At 60.5% G+C, this 24933-nt stretch carries 29 protein-coding genes; 27 read left to right on the top strand and 2 right to left on the bottom strand.

The features are described from left to right. Positions 1–14: 14 nt before the first annotated feature. The 27 genes from JI59_RS24945 (at position 15) to JI59_RS24815 (ending at position 23953) form a co-directional block, all read left to right on the top strand. Positions 15–584, top strand: coding sequence for a recombinase family protein (locus tag JI59_RS24945; protein WP_007015735.1), 570 nt, complete (start codon positions 15–17; stop codon positions 582–584). Beyond that, on the top strand, positions 585–1958 hold the full coding sequence (locus JI59_RS24940) for a DUF7986 domain-containing protein (RefSeq protein WP_007015736.1): 1374 nt from the start codon (positions 585–587) through the stop codon (positions 1956–1958). A 43-nt stretch (positions 1959–2001) separates the two neighbouring features. Continuing rightward, positions 2002–2670 (top strand): hypothetical protein, encoded by a 669-nt coding sequence (locus JI59_RS24935; protein WP_007015737.1) that lies wholly within the window; start codon positions 2002–2004, stop codon positions 2668–2670. Between the two features lie 60 nt (positions 2671–2730). Beyond that, positions 2731–3360, top strand: coding sequence for a hypothetical protein (locus JI59_RS24930; RefSeq protein ID WP_007015738.1), 630 nt, complete (start codon positions 2731–2733; stop codon positions 3358–3360). Between the two features lie 154 nt (positions 3361–3514). Beyond that, complete coding sequence (locus JI59_RS24925) at positions 3515–4012, top strand: hypothetical protein (protein ID WP_039330979.1); 498 nt, start codon at positions 3515–3517, stop codon at positions 4010–4012. Positions 4013–4189: 177 nt separating this feature from the next. Further along, on the top strand, positions 4190–5455 hold the full coding sequence (locus JI59_RS24920) for a DUF3422 family protein (protein WP_007015740.1): 1266 nt from the start codon (positions 4190–4192) through the stop codon (positions 5453–5455). Between the two features lie 149 nt (positions 5456–5604). After that, positions 5605–7053 (top strand): sigma-54 dependent transcriptional regulator, encoded by a 1449-nt coding sequence (locus JI59_RS24915; RefSeq protein ID WP_039330884.1) that lies wholly within the window; start codon positions 5605–5607, stop codon positions 7051–7053. Between the two features lie 491 nt (positions 7054–7544). After that, complete coding sequence (locus JI59_RS24910) at positions 7545–8507, top strand: NADH-quinone oxidoreductase subunit B family protein (protein ID WP_011536524.1); 963 nt, start codon at positions 7545–7547, stop codon at positions 8505–8507. A gap of 61 nt (positions 8508–8568) precedes the next feature. Beyond that, a complete protein-coding gene (locus JI59_RS24905; protein ID WP_039330883.1) occupies positions 8569–10164 on the top strand; it encodes a nickel-dependent hydrogenase large subunit in 1596 nt (531 codons plus the stop codon). An 89-nt stretch (positions 10165–10253) separates the two neighbouring features. Further along, entirely contained in the window at positions 10254–10634 is a 381-nt protein-coding gene (locus JI59_RS24900; RefSeq protein WP_007015745.1) for a hypothetical protein, read from the top strand. Positions 10635–10645: 11 nt separating this feature from the next. After that, a complete protein-coding gene (locus JI59_RS24895; RefSeq protein ID WP_039330882.1) occupies positions 10646–10963 on the top strand; it encodes a hypothetical protein in 318 nt (105 codons plus the stop codon). Then, positions 10951–11436: a hydrogenase maturation protease gene (locus JI59_RS24890; RefSeq protein ID WP_007015747.1), complete on the top strand. Its 486-nt coding sequence runs from the start codon at positions 10951–10953 to the stop codon at positions 11434–11436. Before JI59_RS24895 ends, JI59_RS24890 begins: the two co-directional genes overlap by 13 nt. A 3-nt stretch (positions 11437–11439) precedes the next feature. After that, the gene (locus tag JI59_RS24885) at positions 11440–11751 is read left to right on the top strand and encodes a hypothetical protein (protein WP_007015748.1); all 312 of its coding nucleotides are present in this window, start codon (positions 11440–11442) and stop codon (positions 11749–11751) included. Between the two features lie 96 nt (positions 11752–11847). Further along, a complete protein-coding gene (locus tag JI59_RS24880; RefSeq protein WP_007015749.1) occupies positions 11848–12846 on the top strand; it encodes a tetratricopeptide repeat protein in 999 nt (332 codons plus the stop codon). Between the two features lie 12 nt (positions 12847–12858). Next, complete coding sequence (locus JI59_RS24875; protein ID WP_196490157.1) at positions 12859–13065, top strand: hypothetical protein; 207 nt, start codon at positions 12859–12861, stop codon at positions 13063–13065. 11 nt (positions 13066–13076) lie between these two features. Continuing rightward, positions 13077–13298 (top strand): hypothetical protein, encoded by a 222-nt coding sequence (locus tag JI59_RS27220; RefSeq protein ID WP_007015751.1) that lies wholly within the window; start codon positions 13077–13079, stop codon positions 13296–13298. A 4-nt stretch (positions 13299–13302) separates the two neighbouring features. After that, positions 13303–14169 (top strand): NifU family protein, encoded by an 867-nt coding sequence (locus JI59_RS24865; protein WP_007015752.1) that lies wholly within the window; start codon positions 13303–13305, stop codon positions 14167–14169. Next, positions 14166–15344, top strand: a complete 1179-nt coding sequence (locus JI59_RS24860) for an NHL repeat-containing protein (protein WP_007015753.1) — start codon at positions 14166–14168, stop codon at positions 15342–15344. The genes JI59_RS24865 and JI59_RS24860 overlap by 4 nt, the downstream gene beginning before the upstream one ends. Next, the gene (gene hypF, locus JI59_RS24855; protein ID WP_007015754.1) at positions 15326–17707 is read left to right on the top strand and encodes a carbamoyltransferase HypF; all 2382 of its coding nucleotides are present in this window, start codon (positions 15326–15328) and stop codon (positions 17705–17707) included. Before JI59_RS24860 ends, hypF begins: the two co-directional genes overlap by 19 nt. Beyond that, a complete protein-coding gene (locus JI59_RS24850) occupies positions 17698–17994 on the top strand; it encodes a HypC/HybG/HupF family hydrogenase formation chaperone (protein ID WP_011536535.1) in 297 nt (98 codons plus the stop codon). Before hypF ends, JI59_RS24850 begins: the two co-directional genes overlap by 10 nt. Next, positions 17991–18674 carry a D-sedoheptulose-7-phosphate isomerase gene (locus JI59_RS24845; protein WP_039330976.1) on the top strand — a complete coding sequence of 228 codons (684 nt, stop codon included), beginning with the start codon at positions 17991–17993 and terminating at the stop codon, positions 18672–18674. Before JI59_RS24850 ends, JI59_RS24845 begins: the two co-directional genes overlap by 4 nt. Beyond that, on the top strand, positions 18671–19804 hold the full coding sequence (gene hypD / locus JI59_RS24840; RefSeq protein ID WP_007015757.1) for a hydrogenase formation protein HypD: 1134 nt from the start codon (positions 18671–18673) through the stop codon (positions 19802–19804). The genes JI59_RS24845 and hypD overlap by 4 nt, the downstream gene beginning before the upstream one ends. Further along, complete coding sequence (gene hypE / locus JI59_RS24835) at positions 19801–20850, top strand: hydrogenase expression/formation protein HypE (RefSeq protein ID WP_007015758.1); 1050 nt, start codon at positions 19801–19803, stop codon at positions 20848–20850. The genes hypD and hypE overlap by 4 nt, the downstream gene beginning before the upstream one ends. 27 nt (positions 20851–20877) lie before the next feature. Next, positions 20878–21585 carry a HoxN/HupN/NixA family nickel/cobalt transporter gene (locus JI59_RS24830; RefSeq protein WP_238532663.1) on the top strand — a complete coding sequence of 236 codons (708 nt, stop codon included), beginning with the start codon at positions 20878–20880 and terminating at the stop codon, positions 21583–21585. Further along, entirely contained in the window at positions 21585–21827 is a 243-nt protein-coding gene (locus JI59_RS24825) for a hydrogenase maturation nickel metallochaperone HypA/HybF (protein WP_011536540.1), read from the top strand. The genes JI59_RS24830 and JI59_RS24825 overlap by 1 nt, the downstream gene beginning before the upstream one ends. Then, entirely contained in the window at positions 21827–22720 is an 894-nt protein-coding gene (gene hypB, locus JI59_RS24820; protein ID WP_007015761.1) for a hydrogenase nickel incorporation protein HypB, read from the top strand. The genes JI59_RS24825 and hypB overlap by 1 nt, the downstream gene beginning before the upstream one ends. Before the next feature lie 396 nt (positions 22721–23116). Beyond that, positions 23117–23953, top strand: coding sequence for an alpha/beta hydrolase (locus tag JI59_RS24815; protein ID WP_062780548.1), 837 nt, complete (start codon positions 23117–23119; stop codon positions 23951–23953). Positions 23954–24256: 303 nt separating this feature from the next. Here JI59_RS24815 and JI59_RS24810 read toward each other — a convergent pair whose 3' ends face one another. Both JI59_RS24810 and JI59_RS24805 read right to left on the bottom strand, forming a co-directional pair. Next, complete coding sequence (locus JI59_RS24810) at positions 24257–24559, bottom strand: HigA family addiction module antitoxin (RefSeq protein WP_039330864.1); 303 nt, start codon at positions 24557–24559, stop codon at positions 24257–24259. Then, positions 24549–24839, bottom strand: a complete 291-nt coding sequence (locus tag JI59_RS24805) for a type II toxin-antitoxin system RelE/ParE family toxin (RefSeq protein WP_039858854.1) — start codon at positions 24837–24839, stop codon at positions 24549–24551. The genes JI59_RS24810 and JI59_RS24805 overlap by 11 nt, the downstream gene beginning before the upstream one ends. Between the last annotated feature and the right edge of the window lie 94 nt (positions 24840–24933).

The raw sequence follows: 24933 nt of genomic DNA, 5'->3' as shown, positions 1-24933 counted from the left end.
GGGAGACACGATAGATGGGCGGCATTCTGGGCTACGCCCGCGTCAGCACCGGCGATCAGGATGTGGCGGGCCAGACCATGCGACTGGAGAATGCCGGCGCCATCAAGGTGTTCACCGATGTAATATCGGGAAAAAGCATGGAGCGGCCTGGACTGGCCGAACTGATCGCCTATGCCCGCAAGGGTGACACGCTCGCCGTGGTCCGCCTCGATCGGCTTGGGCGTTCGCTGACTGAACTGCTCGCCACAGTCGAAACTTTGCGCAGCCAAGGCATCGCCCTCCTGAGTCTTGAGGAAAAAATCGACACCTCGTCGGCCGCCGGCGAACTCATCTTCCATGTGTTCGGAGCTATCGCCCATTTCGAGCGGCGGCTAATCTCTGAGCGGACCCGCGATGGGATCGCCGCTGCACGCGCCAAGGGCAAGCAGCCTGGCCGTCAGCCGCTCGACATGTCCAAGGTGGATGCGGCCATCAAACTGGTCGAAGCCCGTATCTCGCCGACAGAGGCAGCACGGCAACTCGGCATCGGCAGATCCACCATCTATCGCGAAATGCGCCGCCTTGGCGTGGAAAGGCCTGCCTGAATGTCCAGATTGAAATCTGCTCACGATCTGTCCGGGCTGATGAAATATGCGGATCGTGCTCCGTGGGACGAGGCGATGGATGAAATGCTGTCCGCGCATCTCGGTCCGGCATGTGAAGCGACCGGCCTCGAACCCGACGCCATATTCGAGATCATCGGTGATCATTGGCAAGGGCCGCTATGGGGCTGCGCCTTTGAAGATCTGCTGACACAGGAACTGGAACCTGACGGTCGCAATCTGGTCGATGACTATCTCAAGCGCCGAGGCTGGAACGAGAAGGCGCCGAACAAGGCCTATATGCGCGCGCTGCGGGATACGATGATGTCGCTCTATGAGGTTAGCGAGGTCGTCCCCGGTCAGTCGATGACCTTGCGTGATCTGTTGCGGGATGTTGCGCCAGTCACGGTCCGCGAACACGGCGCGACACAGACCCTCGTCAACTGGGACAAGATCGCTGCACGGGTTGTCGATGTGAACGGTCGCCATGGCATCTCGGGCGCGCTGTTGCCGTTCAGCGCTGATGGCGCCCTACAACTGATCGACGCGTTTGGCCGGCTTGCGGACGATGCAAAGGACACCTCCGAACTAAACCAGACCGACCGGGATGCTATTTTACGGGCATCAGGCCCGATGTTCACGAACATGTGGCTGCTCGATTGTCTGGGCAAAGCCATGCCTGGCACCATGCCGGATATGGTCAACGCCGATGGCGATGATCTTGTGTTCCACCGCATCGTCTTCCCCCTGGCCAAGGGCGTGATCGGCAAGAGCGTGGTTCGCAGGCTGAACGCGGCACAATGGCTGGAGCCTGCCAGCGACACATTCTGGAACTGGCTGGTGCCGGTGACGAAGGAGAGAAAACCACGAACGGCCAAAGGCGGGCAGGCTTTTGTGACGACCATGGAGGACGGCACACCCGTCTTCGCCAATGTCGAGTTGGCGGGACGCAAACTGATCGTTGAGGTCAATAGTGCCGCCCGTGCGGAGAAAGCGATTGCGCAAATGGGCGAATGGCTTGGTGATTGCGTGAGCACACCTATGACCGAAATCCGGACTCTGGCCCAGTTCATGGCTGATGACGCCGCCCGCGCTCCGCAGGAAGAGCCGCTCGATATCCCGCCGGACGAAATGGAGCGCATCGTTCATGATATGCTGACACGCGAATATACCAAAACGCTTGATGAAGCGGTGCCTGCCCTTGGCAACAAGACGCCGCGCGCTCTGGCCCGCACGAAGGCTGGCCGGGCGAAAGTGGCCGACTGGCTCAAATATATAGAGAATGGCGCAGCAAAATCCGGGGTCGGCGAGCCAATGGCTACCTATGATTTTACGTGGATGTGGCAAGAGCTGGGCATCATCGGCCTCCGCAGGTGATGCCCTTGCACGCCGTTCCGGTATTGTTCGTCCTTAGCGTTGCTTGGCGTACCTCCCACGCTATGCCCTCTTCAAGGAGCGCGGCAATACCGACGCCATGATTGTCACGCGCCGTAGCCAGCAGGTCTTCTCAGAAAGTTGCGAGGCTCACGGTGGCACCATCGTCCCGGCCGATGACCTGCGGACCGGGATGTTCCGCAACCGCGTCATTGCCCACCTGACCCGACCCACCGGGTATCGTCATCAATGGCGCGGTGAAGTGGCGATCTGCGACGGCAGCGGAGGCGAGCCGCTGGTGGGGTTCGTGTCTCTCCTGATGGATAATTCGGAGATTTCACGGTCCGGCGATATCGGGAGCCAGGTGATGGGGCGTTTGTTCGGCGGCCTGTCCAACACCACGGCGATTTACCTGTTTCACCCGGATCGACTGCCGACCGTTGCCGATGCCGCTGCGGTCGTCGACGAGGAAGAGCGCCGGATTGCCGCGGTCGAAGAGCGGTTCGAGGCAGCGAGCGAGCGGATCGCGGAGTTCCAGCGGAACCTGGCGATCGGCGACGAAAGCAACTGCGGCACGGTGATCGAGGTTCGCGGCCCCATGGCAGAGATTGCGGTGCCGACCAACCGGCGTGCGCCCAATGGGGAAAGCACCTTCTGGTCGCGGATCGAGCGCCTCGCGCCGCCCGGCTACGCGATCTGCACTTTCGGCCTCTGACGCCCACAGACCCACAATTACACATCCCCACAAGTCCACATTCACGAGGAGGATCAACAAATGCGCATAATCTCAGTCCAGAGCATTGCCGGCGGCACCGGTGTTACCAGCGTTGCCACCGAAATCATCGCCGACAAGCTGCGTGCAAAGGAGGCAATTCTGGCCATCGATCTGGGCAACACCCAAATGCTCGGCCGCAAGAATCTCGGTCGTGGTTTCGAGACGCTGGGTGACGCATCGCTGATCTTCGGCGCATGGCCCGCTGGAGTATGGCTACGGCAGGAAGCCCTTCCGCGACTCTGCCTGTTGGACCTGCGGGAACAGCGGCACCCCTATGATGCATGCGAAGAAGAGGTGCTGCTGGCGCTCACCTGCTATGACAGCGTCGGCGATATTCTCGACAGGTTGCGCGACCAGATGGCCAGTTTCGCCACCCGCTTCGACAGCTGCGTGGTGGACCTGTCCCAGGCGCCCGACCTGCTCAGGCGCCTGTTCATCGCCGTCAGCGACGAGGTGCATTTCTGCGAACGCCTGATGTCAGAATCGCAGACCTGGGAGGCCTTCCGCGAGAAATTCCTCGATGGCGAGGAGTACAAGCCCGACCAGATCTGGATCAAGCACCCCGATCGCGGCGAATGGCGGCCGCAGGTGATCGAGGACTGCCCGGGAATGCGGCTTGTCGATGCCTGATCCTTCATCGGCGTGCGCTGCGGCGGGAGGTCGAGCAAACGGTGTCCACCAAAGGGCCGCCCTCCCCTCGCTTCGGACTGCATCGAAGACCCCTTCGATCGCTCATTGACCTTGGTCCGGCACATACGCAGTCGGAGTGTCGAAGGAGAAAGCGATGCGTACCTCATTCGATCTTGGCAAATTCGATCCCGAGGTCACCTTGATGGATGCCGCCGTCGAAGAGGAGATCTTGCCGACCATGCGAATGGTGGCAAATGCCAGCCTGGGCGTCGAGCCCTTCGACGCCTACTACGCGGCGCAGGAACTGCTCGAGGTGCTGGAGGCGGTCCAGAGAAAGACACCCGGGGCAAAGGTAAGGCTGGCAGGCATTCTTTCGGCGGACTGCGACGATTACCAGCGTTGCCTCTATTACTGCCTCGCTGGGCGAGGAGCTGGCGTTATGCTCCTGTCCCTGTCGTGGCTGGTCCGCATTCTCCGCGGAAGGGCGGGTGCAATGGGCGAAGTCCTGCGAACGAAGGCAGAGGTGGAGCCGCCCTGCCCTCCTTATGTCGCCTCCCAACCTGATGGCCCGGTACCGTCGGCAAGCGAAGATTTCCACCTCGGTCCATCCTGGACCAGGGACCCGTTGACATATGGGCCGATCAAAGATTGAAGCGGCAACTTTGTTGGACGGTCCGGAACGGCAGGTTTTGGGGAGTGAACGAGGGATAGCTGCCCATTGTTGCGGCCATGTCCGATGGCAGCTAGCCGAGATCGATTTTACCGGCATTGCGGCTTCGCGCTTGTTTGAATAGGTCTGGCCCGGAATCCACTGGCGGGGAATGAGGCTATGCGAGAACATGAGTTGCGGCGGCAAGTTGTCAGCGAAATGCATTTGCGTCGCTGGCCGCTGTTGCAACTGCCGGTCGCAGTGTTCCAGTGGGTGCTTGAGGTTGGGCCTGGCGAGCGTGAGGCGGAGCGCTCAGTCTTGTCCGCTCTGTGCGGAAGCCAATCGGATGAAGAGAATCCGCGCCACCTGTCAGGTGCACTCTTTGGCGACGTCTCCTTTACATGGGAGCGACAGAGCGAAGGTTCGACGCTGACAGTGTTTTGTCCGGAACGCGCCATCGAAGTTTTGCTCGACCCCGGACTGGACTCTTCGGTGGGCGAGGCCATTGACTGGGCGGAAACCCTGCCGGGCGCAATCATTCGCGCGACATCGATCTGGGTTGGTGGCGACGAAGCCGAAGTCGAGAGGGCATTGCCGGCGGTTGATTTCAATCGCAGCGAGCTTGTGTCATGCGGCCTCTCCGGGGGAGTGCGTATCTGGTCGGATTTTCGCATTCACCCCGATGGCCGGGGGCGCCTTGTGGTGTCAGCCGGGGAAGTCGACCGGAGTGATCTCACCCGGCAACTGCAGCAATTGCAGGAGCTTGGGAATTACCGCAACAAGGCGCTCTTGGGGCTGCCGGTGGCACAAGAGGCCTGGCCAAGGCTGGACGCGGCCGAACGCGAATTGGCCGCACTTGCCAAGGCCGTAACGTCCTCGGTGGCCTCTGACGATGATTTGCTGGCGCAATTGTCTGACCTCAGCCTGGAACTTTCGACCATTGCCACGTCAATCGGCTATCGCATGAACGCTACCGCAGCCTATTCGCGTCTGGTGGAAGAGAGGCTCGCACAACTTGCTCCGGAACCGATCCGTGGGTTCGCTTCGCTCGTCGACTTCACTGAACGCCGCTTCCTGCCAGCAGCGCGCACCTGCGCCGCCTTGACTGAGCGCGAACGCCAGCTGACACGGCGTGCGCGCCAAATCTCCGAACTGCTGCGCGCCCGCATCGAGACGCGAATCGAGAACCAGAACGCGAAGCTGCTTCGATCGATGGAGCGCAGCACGACGATGCAAGTGCGCTTGCAGCAGATCGTCGAGGGCCTCTCAGTAGTGGCCGTGAGTTATTATGCCATCGGCCTGCTAGGGTATGCCATAAAGGGTGCGTCCCATCACTTTGACTGGGTTGATCCGGAAGTTGCGATCGCTTTGCTGGTGCTGCCGGTCCTGGGATCCGTGTGGTTTGCGCTCCATTCGCTCAAGAAGCGGGTTCTGGGCGGCCATTAACTGCATCCACGCGGAAATTGCGCAAGCGACAGCGCCTGTTACCAGCCTCCAAGCACATTTCATTGTTAAGTTAGCAGGCGAAATGCAAACTTTCCTTGCACATCGGTCGCGACTGGCAGTAGCAGTTGCGGTCCGCTGCATGTTGGGAGGTGCATTTGGCCGGGGAATTGACGATCCTTGTTGTTTCGCGCGACGATGCGCTGATCAGCGCGGCGCGAGCTGGGCTGAAGGAGCGAGCAGATTACCGGCTGGTCATAGCTGAGGACGGCAAGGCCGCGCAGGAGCGGCTCAACGACATCGAAGTACACCTCTTGCTTTGCGATCTCGACACGGTGGACGATGCCCAGGACAACATACTGACACGCGCGCGCGTGTCACATCCGGGGGTTTGTCGAATTGCGGTCTCTTCGCAGAATCGCGACGAAGCTGACAGCGAGGCAGTCCGTCGCTCTGCCGCCTATCTCTATCTGTTCAAGCCGCTAACACCTCATCAGATTGCGCTCATGGTAAAGCGCAGCCTGGAAATGAACGAACTTTCGCGACGCCATCGCCTTCTTTCGCGTGAACTGAAGATTTCGGTCGATGACCAGATCTTCGAGGAACGCGTGGATATGTCAGTCAAGGGCGGTTACTCGCAATTCGAGAAGCTCGTTTATGCCAGCGCCAAGATGGCTGATTTGATCGTTGAAGCGCGCAAGGCGGCGGTTACCGATCTGCCAGTCCTCATCGAGGGCGACACCGGGACGGGCAAGGAACTGCTGGCGCGAGCGATCCATTTCAACTCTACACGTGTCGATTCTCCGATCCATGTACAGAATTGCGGCGGTATGCTGGATTCCACGCTCCATTCCGAATTGTTCGGACATGTGCGGGGGGCTTACACCGGAGCCACCGCAGACCGGCTTGGGCTGTTCCGTGCCGCAGATGGCGGAACGGTGTTCCTTGACGAAATTTCAGATGTTTCGCCGAGTTTCCAGGTCAGCCTGCTGCGCTTCCTTCAGAATGGCGAGGTTAAACCGCTAGGGTCGGACAAGTTGTTGCATGCCAATGTCCGGATCATTGCGGCGTCGAACCGGCCGCTTCTGGAAATGGTCGAAAAAGGCGAATTTCGGCGTGACCTGTATTATCGTCTCAAAGGCTTTTCGCTGAGCATCCCGGCGCTGCGAGACAGGCGGGAGGATATTCCTGTTCTTACAGATTTCTTCATCGAGAAATATGCCGGAGTAGTCGGCCGCAGGGTAATTGGCATTACGCAGAGTGCGCTCGACAGGCTGCAGGCTCATCAATATCCAGGCAATGTCCGGGAACTGGAAAGCGAGATCAGGCGCGCGGTGGCGCTGGCTGAAAATGGTGGTTACATTACAGAGCGTAACCTTTCGGCCGTGTTTGATAATCTCGTTGTTGCCCCGGATGTCGGCCAGCAGGCGGAAATGGAAGGCGGCACACTCAAGGAGATGGTCGAGCGTCTGGAGCAACGGGTCGTGGTAGGTGCACTCACCCGTTTTCGCTGGAACCAGAGCAAGACTGCCGACGCGCTGGGGCTATCCCGCGTGGGCCTGGCCAACAAGATCAAGCGCTACGGTCTGCATGATGGCTGACGTTGGTCTCATGCAGGAGCAGGAGCAGGAACGGGAGTGGCAGTGAAATGGCAGACCGGGACAATGTTGTTCGCTTGCGTTTTTCCCGCATGCCCTATCCGGGGCAAGAGGCGCCACAAGACCTCGGCTCGACAAAACTGACGCGAACAGCGGGTGCAGGACTTTCTGGTGCGCATGGCCATTGGTGCGGGCGCTGCAAAGGCATCTGGTATTCGGCGTTCGGCGAAGTTGAATGCCCGGTCTGCGGCAACCGGCACGGCTAGCCTGAACGGTTGGCATACGCACCTCCTGCGGCTCCGACTGCAAAGAATGTTTCAAGGAGTGCGTGCAAAGTTTCTTTGCATTTTCTTCGCCGAAAATATGAGCTTCATCATAAAATACTGAAAATGCTTTATTATTTTTCTGGCACGAATCATGCTTAATGTCCTCCCATAGCCCGCAGGGGCATTTGGCCGGTCGGGCACTCCGCCGGGAAGTTGGGAGACTGAGAAATGGCGAATCTGTTGTGGCTTCAAGGCGGTGCGTGCTCTGGCAACACCATGTCCTTCCTTAATGCCGAGGAGCCCAGCGCATGCGATCTGGTGACGGATTTTGGCATCAATGTCCTTTGGCATCCCTCGCTTGGCCTCGAGCTGGGTGAGAATGTCAAAGTCATGATGGAAAAGTGCCTTTCCGGCGAAATCCCGCTCGACATTTTCGTGTTCGAAGGCAGCGTCATCAATGCGCCCAACGGTACCGGCGAATGGAATCGCTTCTGTGGCCGCCCGATGAAAGACTGGGTGGCAGATCTTTCTGCCAAGGCGCAATTTGTTGTGGCAATCGGCGATTGCGCCACCTGGGGCGGCATCCCGGCAACGGCGCCGAACCCGTCTGAAAGCGAAGGCTTGCAGTTCCTCAAGCGGGCCAAGGGTGGAGCGCTGGGCGAAGGCTTCACGTCTCAGGCTGGCCTTCCGGTCATCAATATTCCCGGCTGCCCCGCTCACCCTGACTGGGTAACGCAGATCCTTGTCGCCGTTGCCACGGGCCGCGCGGGCGACCTGACGCTGGACGAATTCCATCGGCCAAAGACCTTCTTCTCCAGCTTCACGCAGACGGGCTGCACCCGCAACATGCACTTCGCCTACAAGGTCTCGACCACGGCCTTCGGTCAGCGCAAGGGCTGCCTCTATTACGATCTGGGGTGCCGCGGCCCGATGACTCACAGCCCCTGCAACCGCATTCTGTGGAACCGCGTTTCGTCCAAGACCCGTGCTGGCATGCCCTGCCTTGGCTGTACGGAACCGGAATTCCCCTTCTTCGATCTCGCCCCAGGAACTGTCTTCAAGACCCAGACTGTGATGGGCGTGCCGAAGGATCTGCCGCTAGGGGTTGATCGTACCGGCTACGTCAAGCTCACAGCTGCCGCCAAGGGTGCGGCTCCGGCGTGGGCCGAAGAGGATATCTTCGTCGTCTGATTCATGAGGGTTCATGGCGCGCAGCGAAGCGCGCCGCACACAGAATTTCGGGAGAATTACAATGGCAGCTACACAAACCCTCGACATTTCGCCCGTTGGCCGGGTGGAGGGCGACCTTGATGTCCGCGTCGACATCGAGAACGGGATCGTCACCAATGCATGGACGCAAGCGGAAATGTTCCGCGGCTTCGAAGTCATCCTCAAGAACAAGGATCCACAGGCCGGGCTTGTCGTTACGCCTCGTGCTTGCGGCATCTGCGGTGCCTCGCACCTGTCCTGTGCTGCCTGGGCACTCGATTCCGCCTGGGGTACCACCGTTCCGCGTAACGCGATCCTTGCCCGCAATCTCGGGCAAATCGTCGAAACACTCCAGTCAATCCCGCGACATCACTATGGTCTGTTCATGATCGACTACACCAACCAGAACTATGCGAAGTCCAAGTTCTACGAAGAAGCGGTGAAGCGCTATGCGCCCTTCACAGGGACCTCCTATGAAGCGGGTGTGACCATTTCGGGCCGCCCGGTAGAAATCTATGCCCTGCTTGGCGGGCAGTGGCCGCATTCTTCCTTCATGGTTCCTGGCGGCGTGATGTGCGCCCCGACCCTGACCGACGTGACCCGCGCCTGGTCGATCCTGGAGCACTTCCGCCGCAACTGGATCGAACCGTTGTTCCTTGGTTGCTCGATGGAGCGCTATGAGGAAATCACCACGTACGATCAACTGATGGCGTGGCTTGATGAGCGGCCGGAACACGCGAATTCCGATCTCGGCATGTTTATCCGCATGTCGCTCGACATCGGACTGGAGAAATATGGCACTGGCCACGGCAAGTTCATCTCGTGGGGCTATCTCCCGCATGAAGACCGTTACAACAACCCCACGATTGAAGGCCGCAACAGCGCCGTGATCATGAAATCGGGGACGTTCGACGGTGCCAGCGGCGCGTTCAAGCTGATGGATCAGGGCAATGTCCGCGAGGACATGCAGCGCGCGTGGTACAACGAAGGGGACGATATCCACCCATTCGACCGGACGACGATGCCAATCGCGAAAAACGACATCGATACTGATGGCAAATACAGCTGGTCGACTGCCGTTCGCCACGCCGAACATGGTCGTCTTGAGGCCGGCCCGCTCGCGCGGCAGCTGATCGCTGGTGGCGATCATGGCGAGGCCTGGCAACACAGTGATGGACTGGTGCTCGACATGTATCGCAAGCTTGGCGGCGCTTCGACCTACCTGCGCCACTTCGCCCGCCTGCATGAGCTGTGCAAGCTATACCGCGAAGCCGAACGCATCCTGCGCGAGTTCCGTCTCAACGATGAATGGTACATCAAGCCTACTGAGCGCGATGGCCAGGGATGGGGCGCGACCGAGGCTGCGCGTGGCGCCTTGTGCCACTGGATCGACGTGCGCGATGGCAAGATCCACAATTACCAGATCATCGCTCCGACCACATGGAATGTCGGCCCGCGTGCGAGCAATGGCGAGTTGGGACCGATCGAGGAGGCACTCATCGGCACCCCGATTACAAATACTGCCGATCCGGTTGAAGTCGGACATGTCTGCCGTTCCTACGACAGCTGCCTGGTTTGTACGGTCCACGCACACGATGCGAAAACGGGCGAGGAACTGGCGCGCTTCCGCACAGCTTGATATCGGGCCGCCGGGTGGGAGGACGCTGTGAGGTGTCTCCCACCCGAGGCTGCGAATAGAATAACAACCCGTTGGGAGAATGCGCCGGAATGACTGGCGACAACACCGAATTGCAGCGCCAGCGCGAATGGCTCCTGTCCCGGTATGGCGTGGTGCCTTCAGAGGCCGATCATGCGACACTTCTGCGCATGATCGAGGATTATCTCAACGAAGGGCTGGAAACGCAGGTTGAGCCATTTCCCGAAACCGACCGCGAGTTTTCAGGCATTCTTGACGAGTTAAGGGCGCTCGACCCGGATGATCTAAGGGCCAAGCTCGACATTTCCGGCTGGTTGCTTCGCCCGTACGGGGCAGACGAGATGCGCTGTCAGGAATGCATGTATTATCTGGTCCACAGGCGCTGGTGTGACCTGCCGGAGCTAAGCTTGCCCGCCGAGCCCGAATGGTGGTGTCGCCTCTGGCGCATTTGAAGGAGTTGCGCATGGCCACTGATGCAGACGAAACCCTACGGCGGGAGATCGCGGGTCTTCTGGCTGGCGGCCTTGAAACCGAAGTCTTCCCCAGAGCCGAAGACTCCGCGCAGGTCAACGCGATCGTGTCCCGCCTGCAATCGGAAGGCAAGGACCTTGCTTCCAAACTTGTGATTGCCGGGTTTACAGATCACACCATCACGGCTGATGAACTGGAACAGCCCTGCGAAACCTGCATGTATTACCTTATCAAGCGCCGTTTCTGTGATCTGCCTGAACTTATGCTGCCGGTTGAACCCGAGTGGTCGTGCCGCCTGTGGCGAATTTAGACGCACCTGCCACTGCGATCATTGGCTGCGGCAATATCAATCGCGGTGATGACGGGGCTGGTCCGGCCGTCATCGCCCGGCTTGCTGCTGAAGATTTGCCGTCTGATGTAGCGCTGCTGGATGCCGGCACTGATGGGATGGCAGTGATGTACCGTGCGCGCGGGGCGCAGCAGCTTATCGTGATCGATGCAAGGGAGCCCGAAGGCAAGCCGGGGGCTATCTACGAGGTTCCCGGCGATGTGCTGGCGGCAGAACCGGTCCATGGCGTGGGTCTTCACGCGTTCCGTTGGGACAACGCCCTGTTTGTGGGACGCAAGATCTTTGGCGATGACTTCCCTTCTGATGTGCAAGTCTATCTGATCGAAGCGCAGACGCTGGACTATGCCACCGAGCTTTCCGGGCCGGTAGTTGCAGCGGTCGAGAAGGTGGCGGCCAAGATCGCGGCGCGGCTCGTCATCGCCCCCGAGGCTTAAGTCATGGAGCAGACCATCTCGGTCGCGCGCGGGACGATCCGGTTTCCCGCAGGCCTGGTCGCTACCTATTTCTCGGGCATCGATGCAGTTGCGGTGCTGATCGATGGCGCGACCTTGCGGATTTTGCCGGTGTTTCACGCGGCGGCCGGAGGAGCGCTGTTGAAACAACGCAATGCTCAGGGTGATCGGGTAGTTGGCGCTTTCGATGTGTTCGAGGCGCACGGCCTGGCCGACTTCGAGGCGCAGGACGTCCCCGTAAGGTGGTCAAGCGGAGATGCGGCGCTTCTTGCGGACCTCCCCGTAACTGATAACTAAGTTTACATAACGAAAAACTGGTAGACAATTTACCCGGCGCTCGTTTTAAGGGCTGCAGGCCCGAATCCGATCAAGGGGAGGCCGGGGAGAGTCGGGATGGTTGCGCTCAGTCGCACAGAGGATCAGCTGGCGGCCGCCTTGAAGGTGGTGGAGGAAAGTGACGCTTCGGTTATCGAGAAAGCCGAAATGCTCATGGAAATTGCCATGGGTCTGCAACAGCGGCCGAAGGAAGCCGACGACCTGCTGGCAGCCATCGAACTCTATGAACAGGCAATCCATCAGTGCGGAGACCAGGATGCACTGCTGACTGCCCGGATTCGTGCGCGAATGGCCACGGCGCTCATGGCAATTCCTTCCGAAATTGCCGCACCGATCGAACAGGCTCGTGACTTGCTGAAACAGGCAACACCGGTCCTGGCGGAGGGAGGCAGCGGCGAAGAGGTGGCTGAAGCGGAAATGAACCTTGGCCTCGCCCTGCAGACTCTTGCAGGCGCAGGCATGGCACGAATTACAGATGCAATATCCGCCTATCAGCGATCGCTGCGGACGTTCAACAAGCTGCGTCATCCACGCGAATATGCCATTCTGAACAACAATCTGGCGACCGCCTTCCTCTCCGTTCCGATTACGAGCGAAAGCGGCAAGATCAGCGAAGCGCTGGCGGTGCAATCATTTGAAGAAGGACTTTCGGCGGTCAATCTGATCGATCAGCCGATGGAATATGCAATGCTGCAGAACAATCTGGGCAATGCGCTGCAATATGCATCATCGAGCCACCGGGTCGAGAACGGTTTCCGTGCGCTGGAGGCCTATGACGAGGCGTTGAAGGTGCGCCAGCGGGACAACACTCCGCTTGAATATGCCAACACCATAGCGAACAAGGCCAATTGCCTTTGCAACCTCCCTGACGATCCGGAAGACGGAGAAGCAGGCAATCCACGCAACATCGCGCAGGCGATCAAGCTGCTGCGCGAAGCGCGCGAAATATTTGCCGCTTCCGGAGCGCAGGACCGGGCCGAGAGCGCGGCGCAAACGATCATCGAACTTGAAATGGCAGTGCGCGGCGAACCCTCGCGCGCCAACGGCGGATTTTAGAGAACAATGGAGGTGAATTTGCTCGTAATTTTACTGCTGGCCCTAGTGGCCGGAATAGCAGGGGCTCTTGTCGGCGGCGCGCTCTCGGGCCTGAAGATTGGCGGGGCTGCGCTGGGCAAGCAACTGGCAGCCCAACTGGGCGGGCTATACGGCCTGCTCGCCGGAGTTCCCGGTGTAGTCATGGGACTCGCCGTGCTGTTTTTCATGCAATCGGCCTGAGGGAGACTACCATGTTTGATATGGTTTTCAGTTCAACCAAGTTGTTTTTTCAGGGCAAGCTGTTCCAGGATACGGCCCTCGCCATCCGTCTACTTGTGACCGGGGCTGCCGCAGCTACCGTTGCAACTGTATTGGTTGGCATGGTTGCACCACTATGGGGAGCGGCGATTGCCGGGGGCCTGGTGGGCGGCTTGCTTCAGCCTTACCTCTACCGGAACATCAAGTACGCCTGATCCGATGTCAGAGGCGGATCCCCAGCGGCCCGAGCCAACGCTTTCCCGCCTGCTGGGGGATCTGACCGCGCTGGAAGCGCTGGCAGAGAACTGGGAAGAAGGTGCACGCAATGGTGCGCAGGCACGGGCAGCGGCGCTTGACGCGCTCAATGCCGAAGCCTTCCGTCGCCTGATCCGGTCGCTGCGTGAGCTGCCCGGCGCAGCCGAGGCTTTGCGTCAGGCGGCGGCGGACGAGGTGGTCTATTGCGTGCTCCGCCGCCATGGCATCCTCAAGGCCAGCCTGTTCGAGCGGGTCGATGCCGCGCTTGCCACGGTGCGCCCGACGCTGGCCGGCCATGGCGGCGATGCCGAACTGGTCGAAGTATCTGGCGACAAGGCAGTGGTCCGTTTTCTGGGGGCCTGTGATGGATGTCCCGCTTCGGCGCTGACTTTCTATGCCGGGGTAAAGAAAGCGATCACTGAGCAAGTGCCCGAAATCCGCGAAGTCAAACAGGCCAAGGGGCTGGGTGGCGGCGGCGGTGACACGGTGCATTTCACCTCTCCCTTCGCCGCGCATGAGCATGAAGGCTGGCTCCACGCGCTGCAACTGACTGAATTGCCCGACGGGACGACTTCTGTCCTGGAGCTGGAAGGGCGTTCGCTGCTTCTTTCGCGCTTCGGGGACAAGGTTACCTGTTTCGAGAACGCCTGTGCGCATCTTGGCATGCCGATGGACCAGGCGGAAATTACCGATGGCTTCATCACCTGTCCGCACCATGGTTTCCGTTATGCGCTCGAAAGCGGTGAATGCCTGACGGCACCGGAAGTGCAATTGCAACCTCATGCCGTACGCGTCCGAGGGGACGCCATCGAACTGAGGCTGACGCGATGAAAGTATCGCTCGCGCCCTCCTTCCGTCCGGTCAAAGCCGAAGGGACGCAAATCGCGGGGGCACCGCTGCTGGAAGAAGGCGGGCCGCGCGTTGTGCTCGGGTGGTCGCCCGGCGACATTGCAACGCCGCTGTCTCCCGCCGCTGCAAGCCTGTTCGGGCCGCGCGGTGTCTGCCTGCATCCTGATGGAACATTGTGGGTCGCGGATACCGGGCATCATCGGCTGCTGGGATGGCGAAAAATTCCACAATCGGACAATGAGCCTGCCGACATTCTGATCGGCCAGCCGAGTTTCTCACGCGAAGGCCGCAACGCCAAGGGGCCTCCCGGTCCTGCTACGCTCAATGTGCCAACTGGCCTGTGCTCATGGCGCGGCGGATTAGCCGTGGCTGATGCCTGGAACCACCGCGTGCTGATCTGGCGCGAAGTGCCAACAGGCAATGGCCAGCCAGCCGATCTGGTGCTGGGTCAGGAGGATAGTGAATCCGTTCTGGCCAATCGCGGCGCTGACCGTCCAACCTCGGCCAGCCTGCACTGGCCCTATGGCGTGGCCGAAGTGGCCGGCAGACTGGTCGTATGCGACAGCGGCAACCGCCGCCTGCTGGTTTGGAGCGATCCTTCAGAAACCGGCCAGCCAGCCGATCTGGTGCTGGGCCAGCACGACTTCTCTACGCGCGACGAGAACGCGGGCGGCGAAGTCACGGCGATGTCGATGCGGTGGCCGCATGGAGCCTGCTGGTGGAATGGCCATCTCGCGCTGGCAGATAGCGGCAACAATCGTGTAATGCTGTGGCGCGGATTTCCAGAGCACAATGGCGCGCCTTGCGACGCAATCCTGGGACAGCGGGACGCCGCGCATTGCGATCACAATATGTCCTCCTACTATCCCAGCGCGGCCAGTGTGAACATGCCCTATGCGACGGTTGAAGCCGGTGGCCAGCTGATTGTGGCCGATACCGCGAACTCGCGTCTGCTCGGCTGGGCAGACAGCGCCACCGGCATTGCGGCGAACCGGCTTTGTGGTCAGCCGGACTTCGCCAGCAAAGGCGACAATCGCTGGGGCATGCCCGAACGAGACAGCCTGTGCTGGCCCTATGGCCTGTCAGCGCTGGGTGATCTGGTGGCGGTTGCCGATAGCGGCAACAATCGCGTCCTTTTGTGGAATCTGGCGCGGTGACCGGCGAACGCCTTCTGGTACGCGGCCAGGTGCAGGGCGTAGGCTTCCGGCCCACTGTATGGCGGGTTGCACGCGAGCTTGAGCTAACCGGTGATGTGCGCAACACCAGCAGCGGGGTTGAAATTCGCCTTTGGGGCGAAGCGGTGTCGCGCTTTGAAAGCGAACTGCGCGCGGCTCTGCCTGCATTGGCGCGGATTGATGCGATAGAACGCGTGGCAATTGATGCTGTGCGGCCCGAGAGCTTCGTTATCGGTGCATCGGAAGGTGATGGCATGCGCGGGGCTGTAACGCCCGATGCGGCAATCTGCTCCGCCTGCCTTGAAGAAGTGCGCGACCCTTTCGAGCGTCGCTATCGCTACCCCTTTACCAATTGTACCGAATGCGGGCCGCGTTTCTCGATTATCGAGACCGGCCCCTATGATCGTGCCCGCACGACCATGAGGGGTTTCGCGATGTGCCCGGAATGCGGAGAGCAATATTCCGATCCGACAGACCGGCGCTTCCATGCCCAACCTATCGCGTGCCATGTTTGCGGACCACGCGCATGGATCGAGCGCCTTGGCCCCGGTACTGTTAATCACGAAGCCTTTTCGATGATGGACGACGTGGATGCCGCAGGCGGCATGCTGATGAACGGGCATATCGTCGCCATCAAGGGGCTTGGCGGCTTTCATCTCGCCTGTGATGCCACCCGCGCGGAGGTGGTGGCCGATCTGCGTATGCGCAAACGGCGCAGGGGCAAGGCCTTTGCCCTGATGGCGCGCGATCTGGACGTTATCTGCCGTTATGCCGAATTCTCGGAACAGGAAGCCGAACTGCTGGCATCGCCTGAAGCGCCGATCGTGTTGCTGCGCGCATCGGGGGAACCGCTGCCCGAAGCGGTTGCGCCGGGGCTGGACCGTATCGGCTTCATGCTGCCGCACACCCCGCTACATCACCTGCTGTTGCGGCGGATGAAGCGCCCGGTGGTGATGACTTCAGGCAATCTCTCAGGCCGCCCGCAATGCACGACTAACGAGCAGGCCCGCGCCGAACTGGAAGGCATTGCCGAATTCGCGCTGATGCACGACCGGCACATTGCCAACCGGATCGACGACAGCGTTGCGCGGGTCGATCTGGGCCGGGTCCGGCTGCTGCGCCGCGCACGCGGCTATGCCCCCAGAGCTATCGACCTGCCCACCGGCTTTCCGCGTGACATTTCAATACTGGCCATGGGCGCGGAGCTCAAGAACAGCTTCTGTCTGGTGCGCGATGGCGAAGCTGTGCTGAGCCAGCACATGGGCGATCTGGAAGATGCGGCCACCGAAGATGATGTGCGCCGCAACCTCGATCTTTATACCCAGCTCTACGACCATCAGCCAGCGGCAATCGCGGTGGACGCGCATCCTGAATATCTTTCGACCAAGCATGGGCGCGAAATCGCGGATGGACGACCGGTGATCGCGGTACAGCATCACCACGCCCATATCGCCGCCTGTCTGGCAGAAAACGGCCGCTCGCTCGATGCCGCCCCTGTACTGGGAATCGCGCTTGACGGTCTGGGTCTGGGTGATGACGGCACGATCTGGGGCGGTGAGTTCCTGATCTGCGATTATCGCGGATACCGTCGTGCCGGGATGCTCAAGCCGGTCGCACTACCGGGTGGGACTGCGGCGATCCGCGAACCCTGGCGCAATGCCTATGCCCATTTGATGGCGCAGATGGGCTGGGCCGAATTCGCGATGAATTTCGCTGACCTGCCATTGTTTGCCCGCCTTTCCGCCATGCCGCGATCCACGATCGATGCGATGATCGCCAGCGGCACCAATAGCCCACTTTCTTCCTCATGCGGGCGGTTGTTCGATGCCGCTGCGGCGATCTGCGGTCTCGCCTGGGATCGGCAGGAATATGAAGGGCAGGCAGCCATGTTGCTGGAAGCAGCAATCGATCCGGCGGCGCTGAATGAGCCGGACGATCTGGCCTATCCTTTTTCCATTCCGTTGCTGGGCGGGCGTGGGCTTCCCTATGTTGAACCGCTCGCCGTGTGGCGGGCGATGCTGGGTGACCTGCTGCTGAATACGCCTGTTGGGGTGATGTCCGCGCGGTTCCATCGCGGCCTCGCACGGTCTGTTGTGGCCATGGCGCAGCGCCTGACCGCAGACGATGGCCCTGATACTGTGGCCCTGTCTGGCGGCTGTTTCCAGAACGCCACGCTGTTCCGCCTGGTCCATGAAGGATTGGAACAACTGGGGCTCAACGTCCTCAGCCACTCGAGAGTGCCCGCCAATGATGGCGGTCTGGCTTTGGGGCAGGCCGCTGTGGCCATGGCCCATTTGCACGAAGCGACCGCGGAAACCGAAAATGGGAGAGAAGTATGTGCTTAGGTATTCCGGGACAGATCGTGGAGATCACCGATGCCGGGCGCAAGCTGGGCGTGGCCAATGTCTCGGGCGTGCGGCGCCCGGTCAACCTCGCCTGCGTTATTGGCGAAGGCAGTGTCGAAGACCTGATCGGCACATGGGTGCTGATCCATGTCGGATTTGCCATGAGCAAGATTGACGAGGATCAGGCGGCCGAAACACTGCGCATCCTGACCGAGCTGGGAGAGGCGCAGCAGGAACTTGCAGCCATGCGCGACGGCGATCGCGCGTTGGGAGACGCGCAGTGGTGACCACTGGCCCTGCCTTGAATGCGCTTTATCCGCATATGCGCAGACGTGGCGAACAGCTCCGTGCCTCGGCGCAAAGCCTGCGCCATTCGGTTGAGAGCAAGGCTCGGGACCACACTGAGGTGTTCGGCAAGTTTTTTGCAGAACAGGCAGACGAGCTGGTCGCCGCCGCGACCACGCTGGCCGCAAGCTATCGCCAGGGCGGGCGCCTGCTGGCCATGGGCAATGGCGGATCGAGCTGTGATGCCGCGCATGTCGCGGTGGAGTTTCTCCATCCAGTGACCGCCGGAAGGCCGGCGCTGGGTGCGATCAACCTCGCGGCCGATGTCGCGATGCTGACGGCAGTCGGTAATGATGTCGGACAGGACCATGTGTTCGTGCGTCCGCTGATTGCCCACGGGCGGCACGGTGATTGCCTGATCGGCTTTTCGACCAGCGGCAATTCCGCAAACCTCATCCGGGCTTTTGCCAAGGCACGGGAGATGGGCATTGCCACGATCGGCCTGGCGGGTGGTGACGGGGGCGAGATGGCCCGCGCCGGACTGGATCATCTGCTGGTGGTCCCAACAGGCTCGATCCACCGGGTGCAGGAATGCCACCTCGCGGCCTATCACATCCTCTGGGACCTGACCCACACGCTGCTAGCCAATGACCGGGCCGCACCGCTGGAGGCAGGCGCATGAAGTATGTCGACGAATTCCGCGATCCGGTTCGCGCCGGTGTCCTGCTCAAGGAAATCGAGGCCCTGACTGCACAGATCATGGCCGGGCGCGATCGCCCAGTCGTCATCATGGAAGTGTGCGGCGGCCACACGCATTCGATCTTCCGATACGGCATCGAGAAGATGCTTCCGCCGGAAATCGAGTTTGCCCATGGGCCGGGCTGTCCGGTTTGCGTGTTGCCGATGGGCCGGGTCGATGATTGCGTGGAACTGGCTATGAAGCCGGAGGTGATCTTCACTACGTTTGGCGATGCCATGCGCGTGCCGGGATCGCGGCTCAGCCTGCTAGGCGCAAAGGCCGAAGGGGCCGATGTGCGGATGGTCTATTCACCACTCGATGCCCTCGCGCTGGCCCGTGCGAACCCGGACCGCGAAGTGGTTTTCTTCGGCCTCGGCTTCGAGACGACGATGCCCTCCACAGCCCTGACAATCCTGCAGGCCCAGGCAGAAGGGATCGGCAATTTCTCGCTGTTCTGCAACCACATCACCATCATCCCCACGATCAAGGCGATCCTCGATTCACCCGATATGGGGATCGATGGCTTTCTCGGGCCGGGCCATGTCTCGATGGTCATCGGCACTGATCCCTATGACTTCATCGCACGCGACTATCACCGTCCGCTGGTGGTCGCCGGCTTCGAACCGCTCGACGTATTGCATTCGGTTTGGATGGTGCTTCGGCAAATGGCCGAAGGCCGGGCGGAGATCGAAAACCAGTATGCCCGGATTGTGCCACGCTATGGCAATGAAGCTTCGCTGGCTGCGGTTACGGAAGTATTCGAACTGCGGGAATTCTTCGAATGGCGCGGGCTGGGCTCGATCGACCATTCTGGCGTCCAGATTCGCGAGGCCTATGCGGCCTGGGATGCTGAGCGAAAATTTGCCGTTGCATCGCCTAGCATTCCGGATCCCAAGGCTTGCCAGTGCGGCGAAGTGCTGAAAGGCGCGATCAAGCCATGGCAGTGCAAGCTGTTCGGTCGGTCGTGCACACCGGAAACACCGATGGGTGCCCTGATGGTTTCGTCTGAAGGAGCATGTGCCGCCTATTATCAGTATGGCGGGATCGATGCGGTGCCGGAGCCAGCGCAATGAACGCTGTAACTCCCACTGGCAACGGACGGCTGCGAGCGGAGCGGGTCACGCTGGCGCATGGCGGTGGCGGCAAGGCCATGCGGGATCTGATCGAGGATGTGTTTACCTCGGTTTTCGAACCCGACGGGTTGGAAGACCAGGCGCGGTTGAGCCACGAAATGTTGGCCGTGGAGGGTGCCCGGCTGGCCTTCACCACGGACAGTTTCGTAGTGCAGCCGCTCGAGTTCCCCGGTGGCGATATCGGCAAGATTGCGGTTTGCGGCACAGTTAACGACCTTACCGTCGGCGGCGCGCAACCGCTGTGGCTGTCGGCGGCCTTTATCATTGAGGAAGGCACCGAAGTCGCCTTGCTACGCCGCGTGGCAGCGGCCATGCGTAGGGCGGCCGACCAGGCCGGTGTGCGGATCGTGACCGGCGATACCAAGGTGGTTGAGCGCGGTGCCGCCGATACGCTGTTCGTCACCACTTCCGGAGTGGGAGTCATCCCTGCGGGACGCGAACTTGCCGCGGAGAAAGTTCGCGCGGGCGATGTCGCGCTGGTCAACGGCGTACTGGGTGATCATGGCGCCGCCATTCTGGCCGCGCGCGGAGACATGGTTTTCGAGGCGGATATTCGTTCGGATTGCCGCCCGCTCAATCACCTGATGGAAGCGGTGATCGAAGCCGCACCGGGTGTGCGCTGTGCGCGGGATGCCACCAGAGGAGGCCTGGCCAGCGCACTCAACGAAATATCGCAAGCCTCGGCCATCGGGATCGAGATCGACGAGGCCAGATTGCCAATGAGGGCCGAGGTCAAGGGCGTGTGCGAACTGCTCGGGCTTGATCCACTCTATCTCGCCAATGAAGGGGCGCTGGTGCTGTTCGTTCCAGAGGAGCAGGCGGAAGCTGCGCTGGCAGCCATGCGCTCAACCGAGGCAGGGCGCGATGCAGCCATTATCGGGCGCGCGGCAGAGATGCGCAGCCCGCGCGTGGTCATGCATAGCCTGTTCGGCGGAAGCCGGATCGTCGACATGCTGGTCGGCGAGCAACTGCCGCGTATCTGCTGAGGGAGAAGACCTGCCATGCAACTCTCGTTGATCGCCCTGGGTTTCCTTGCCGGAATGGGCCATGCGCTCGAACCCGATCACCTCGCCGCAGTCGGTGCCATGGCCACGGGACGGAATTCGCGCCGGTCGATGGTGCTGCGGGGTGCTGCGTGGGGGCTAGGGCATACGCTCACCCTGCTCGCGATCTGTTCTGCAGTGATCCTGCTGGGCATGGCATTGACAGGCCGTACGGCAGCCCTTCTGGAGAGCGCCGTTGGCTTCATGCTGATTCTGCTGGGGGGCGATGTACTTTGGCGGATGCGCAAGGCACGGGTGCATTTCCATCTGCACGATCATTCCGATGGCGAACGTCATTTTCATGCTCACAGCCATCTTGGCGAACGGGCGCCCCATGATGCGAGCCGCCACGAACACTCTCACCCCCACAAATTTCCCTTGAAAGCGCTGGCTGTCGGGCTGGTGCATGGCGCGGCAGGATCGGCTGCCCTGCTTACCCTGGCAGTCGCTTCGGTTGGTGATCCTCTGCTGGCGGTTATCTATGTCCTGCTGTTCGGAGTTGGCTCAATTGCAGGAATGGCTGCGCTCAGCTTTGTCGCCTCCTGGCCGCTTGGCTATGCAGAGCGTGTTGCCTTGCGACTTCATCGAGCGCTGAATCTGTCGTTGGCTGTGCTGGCACTTGGCCTGGGATTGCACACGATCTACGCCAACCTGCCTGGCGTGTTGGGGGCGGCCTGATGCACGAGCTGTCTCTTGCCCGGAATATTGTCGCCATTGTTGGTGATCACGCGCAGGGTCGGCGGGTGTCGCGTGTTCGCCTGGCAGTCGGCCCCTATGCCTGCGTAGAGCGCGAGGCGATCCGATTTTCATTCGAGGTGGCGAGCGAAGGTACGCTGCTCGAGAAGGCTGCACTCGAATTTCTGGAAGGCGAGACCGACCAGTTCATCATCAAGGATTTCGATATGGAGGAAATGGCCTGATGTGCGGCACCTGCGGATGCACCGATCCTGACAACGAGATCGCGATGATCGACCCGGAAACCGGAAAGCGAGTGCTGCTTCGCGGCGGCGATGACCATTCCCACGATCATGACCACACCCACGATCACAATCATTCACACGATCATGATCATTCACACGGGCACCATCATCACCATCATCATGATCACGGGCATGACCATCACCACCACGGTGAACAAGCGGCGCGTGTATCGCTGGAAACCGCCGTGCTTGACCGGAATGATCGCCAGGCGGCTCGCAACCGGGGCTGGTTCGAAGGGCGCGGTGTTGTCGCGCTCAATCTCGTCAGTTCGCCTGGGGCTGGCAAGACGACCTTGCTCGAAACCACGATCCGGGCGCTGGAAGGAAGTCTGCCGATTGCCGTTATCGAAGGTGATCAACAGACGGCCAATGATGCCACGCGCATTCGCGAAGCGGGGGCCCGTGCAATCCAGATCAACACAGGGGCCGGCTGTCACCTCGAAGCCGATATGGTTGCCCGCGCTGTTGAAGAACTCGCACCGAAATCCGGCTCGTTGCTGCTGATCGAGAATGTCGGCAATCTTGTTTGTCCGGCGATGTTCGATCTGGGTGAGCGGATGAAGGTCGCCGTTATCTCCACCCCGGAGGGCGAGGACAAGCCACTCAAATATCCGCACATGTTCCGCGCAGCAGAGGTGGTGCTGATCAACAAGATCGACCTCGCCCCGCATGTTGGATTCGACGAGGCCGCATGCCGCTCAAACATCTCCTCAGTAAACCCCAATGCGCGCGTCTTGCTGGTTTCCGCCCGCACCGGTGAAGGGATGGACGCGTGGTACGATTTTCTGCGAGCAATGGCGTCAGCAGCCGCGGATGGCGGGTGCCTCATTTAGGCGGGACTGCCCACGGGACTAAGATCGTCATCTTGCCCTATCGAGGAATGGCGGCTTTCTTTAGTTTTAGAGCCCAGACCGGACGGTCCGAAACCGGCCCTGTTTCACCCATGATCCGCCGCGTGAATCTATGTCCGGTTTCAACGGTTGGTTCTGAGACCGGGAACGACGGCTCTGTTGGCGGCAGCAGCCTGCCAAACCCTAACCGCAGCTATTGCAATTGGCATCCCGGAACCGGATTTTCCGGACACAAGCCAAAAGCGGTCACATTAACATAGCTTTGAATTATATTGTGATAGACCCTCGAAAATTCCAGCCTTGGCGAAGGTTGAAATGTCCTCAAAGGCAAGAAGGCGATCATTCCTAACGTGGCGAACACGATTGGGCTGTATGGGGATGCTGGCTTTGATTGCCGGACTTACCGGCATCTGGGTTGTTGGTTCGGCAATGACTGGCGCGACCAACGCGTCGGTTGAACCTGCCCCCGCGCCCGCCACCGAAATCCGGTTGACGACATCGGATCAGGTCGAGATCGCTGCGAGTTACTGGAAGGCTGACGATTCCACCGCCCCGGCCATTCTCTTGTTGCACGGCAACGGCGGCAATCGGCGAGATATGCTCGATATGGCAACGTGGTTGGCAGGCGAAGGCTATTCCGTGCTGTCCATCGATATGCGCGGACATGGCCAATCCAGTCCACAAAGCAAAAGTTTCGGCTATCTTGAAGCCCGTGATGCCCATGCCGCACTCGCGTGGCTCAGGCAGCAGCACCCCGCGAGCAAGCTGGGGGCAATCGGTTTCTCTCTGGGCGGTGCGGCCAGCGTTCTTGGCGACAGAGGCCCTCTCGACGTCGACGCTCTTGTGATGATGTCGGTCTACCCTGACATTCGCACGGCCATTTTCAATCGCATCGAAGCCGCCGTCGGGACCCTGCCGGCAGTGGCAATCGAACCGATGCTGAGCTATCAGTCCATTCCACGCTATGGAGTTGGACCGGATAAATTGTCTCCCCTCGCAGCCATGAACAAGGTTCGCGTTCCGGTCATGGTGGTTGGGGGAGAGCTCGACGCATACACTCCTCCCGCTGAGATTGAAGCCATGTACCGGGCAGCACCGCCAGGAAGCGAGTGGTGGATACTGGAGGGCTTGGGACACGATGAAGTGGTTCGCGCTAATGACCCTGCGTTTCGTAAGAAGCTCGAGACCTATCTTGTTCGCAGTCTAGCACGATGAAGCGCGAGATGGTTGGGCTGGGTCCGCCCCTAGGGCGAAGGCACTGGGCATTGCGTAAGTCCTGATGACTCGTCCTCGCCGCGGGATGCACTGCATCACCTACGTACGGCCATGCCAATCGACGAGGTTGGCCCGGTGCGCGTAAGTCGGCTCTTGTCGAAAACCGACGTTTTGGCGATGCGGGGAGGAATAACGGCTTCGTCCCCAAGATCGGTTGTTGGTGCCGATGTTGTAGTTTGATGAACGAACGGAGGGTTTCAGGGGGCAGGTAATTGCCATTGAATGTCGGTTATGTTGGCGATGTCAGGCAGCTGTTGCGAGTTTCTCGACCTTTATATCCTGCTCGTGCTTGCGAGCCTGGGCCAGTTCATAGGTCGTCTGCATCCGCAACAGCGTGTCGGCCTTGATGCCAAAGGCCTTCTCAAACCGGATAGCCATATCGGCAGACAGGTTCGAATTGCCATTCAGCAAGGTGCTCAATGCCTGCCTCGATACACCAAAATGCTCGGCCAAAGCCGTCACGCTGACCTGCGCGGGCTCCACGATTTCCGTCTTCAGCCAGTCCCCCACGTGGACCGCGAGCGACGGGTGCATCTTAAGCGCCATGATAATCCTCCAGATCCATATCGATCAGCGCGCCTTCGTCATTCAAACCGAAGGTCATCCGCCAGTTTCTCGTAACCGTCATCGACCAGATCCCCTTCCGATCGCCTGTCAGCTCATGCAATCCGAAGTTCGGAGGCACCGACAGCTCCTCGAAGCTTTCCGCAGCGTCGATGAAGGCGAGCATCTTGCGCAGTCGCCCCGCATCTCCAACCAGGCCTTTGGCGTTACCCGTCTCGAAGAAGCGGCGCAGGCCCTTGTGCCTGATGCTCTCTATTTCCATCATGCGGGCTTAGCCCGGTGCCGCAGGACTGTCAAGTGTCGCGCGACACATGTCAAAGGTGAGAGGCGATGGGTCTATACTCGCGCTGGCCATT

It is taken from the genome of Novosphingobium pentaromativorans US6-1 (genome assembly GCF_000767465.1).
GTDB classification, from domain to species: domain Bacteria; phylum Pseudomonadota; class Alphaproteobacteria; order Sphingomonadales; family Sphingomonadaceae; genus Novosphingobium; species Novosphingobium pentaromativorans.
This window is presented reverse-complemented; position numbering and strand designations above follow the sequence as displayed.

What these genes read in the sequence shown, in the direction of transcription:
- JI59_RS24945 (WP_007015735.1), top strand. Translation starts at nt 15, where the DNA reads ATGGGCGGCATTCTGGGCTACGCCCGCGTCAGCACCGGCGATCAGGAT.
- JI59_RS24940 (WP_007015736.1), top strand. Translation starts at nt 585, where the DNA reads ATGTCCAGATTGAAATCTGCTCACGATCTGTCCGGGCTGATGAAATAT.
- JI59_RS24930 (WP_007015738.1), top strand. Translation starts at nt 2,731, where the DNA reads ATGCGCATAATCTCAGTCCAGAGCATTGCCGGCGGCACCGGTGTTACC.
- JI59_RS24925 (WP_039330979.1), top strand. Translation starts at nt 3,515, where the DNA reads ATGCGTACCTCATTCGATCTTGGCAAATTCGATCCCGAGGTCACCTTG.
- JI59_RS24920 (WP_007015740.1), top strand. Translation starts at nt 4,190, where the DNA reads ATGCGAGAACATGAGTTGCGGCGGCAAGTTGTCAGCGAAATGCATTTG.
- JI59_RS24910 (WP_011536524.1), top strand. Translation starts at nt 7,545, where the DNA reads ATGGCGAATCTGTTGTGGCTTCAAGGCGGTGCGTGCTCTGGCAACACC.
- JI59_RS24905 (WP_039330883.1), top strand. Translation starts at nt 8,569, where the DNA reads ATGGCAGCTACACAAACCCTCGACATTTCGCCCGTTGGCCGGGTGGAG.
- JI59_RS24900 (WP_007015745.1), top strand. Translation starts at nt 10,254, where the DNA reads ATGACTGGCGACAACACCGAATTGCAGCGCCAGCGCGAATGGCTCCTG.
- JI59_RS24895 (WP_039330882.1), top strand. Translation starts at nt 10,646, where the DNA reads ATGGCCACTGATGCAGACGAAACCCTACGGCGGGAGATCGCGGGTCTT.
- JI59_RS24885 (WP_007015748.1), top strand. Translation starts at nt 11,440, where the DNA reads ATGGAGCAGACCATCTCGGTCGCGCGCGGGACGATCCGGTTTCCCGCA.
- JI59_RS24880 (WP_007015749.1), top strand. Translation starts at nt 11,848, where the DNA reads ATGGTTGCGCTCAGTCGCACAGAGGATCAGCTGGCGGCCGCCTTGAAG.
- JI59_RS27220 (WP_007015751.1), top strand. Translation starts at nt 13,077, where the DNA reads ATGTTTGATATGGTTTTCAGTTCAACCAAGTTGTTTTTTCAGGGCAAG.
- JI59_RS24865 (WP_007015752.1), top strand. Translation starts at nt 13,303, where the DNA reads ATGTCAGAGGCGGATCCCCAGCGGCCCGAGCCAACGCTTTCCCGCCTG.
- JI59_RS24860 (WP_007015753.1), top strand. Translation starts at nt 14,166, where the DNA reads ATGAAAGTATCGCTCGCGCCCTCCTTCCGTCCGGTCAAAGCCGAAGGG.
- JI59_RS24850 (WP_011536535.1), top strand. Translation starts at nt 17,698, where the DNA reads ATGTGCTTAGGTATTCCGGGACAGATCGTGGAGATCACCGATGCCGGG.
- hypD (WP_007015757.1), top strand. Translation starts at nt 18,671, where the DNA reads ATGAAGTATGTCGACGAATTCCGCGATCCGGTTCGCGCCGGTGTCCTG.
- hypE (WP_007015758.1), top strand. Translation starts at nt 19,801, where the DNA reads ATGAACGCTGTAACTCCCACTGGCAACGGACGGCTGCGAGCGGAGCGG.
- JI59_RS24825 (WP_011536540.1), top strand. Translation starts at nt 21,585, where the DNA reads ATGCACGAGCTGTCTCTTGCCCGGAATATTGTCGCCATTGTTGGTGAT.
- hypB (WP_007015761.1), top strand. Translation starts at nt 21,827, where the DNA reads ATGTGCGGCACCTGCGGATGCACCGATCCTGACAACGAGATCGCGATG.
- JI59_RS24815 (WP_062780548.1), top strand. Translation starts at nt 23,117, where the DNA reads ATGCTGGCTTTGATTGCCGGACTTACCGGCATCTGGGTTGTTGGTTCG.
- JI59_RS24810 (WP_039330864.1), bottom strand. Translation starts at nt 24,559, where the DNA reads ATGGCGCTTAAGATGCACCCGTCGCTCGCGGTCCACGTGGGGGACTGG.
- JI59_RS24805 (WP_039858854.1), bottom strand. Translation starts at nt 24,839, where the DNA reads ATGGAAATAGAGAGCATCAGGCACAAGGGCCTGCGCCGCTTCTTCGAG.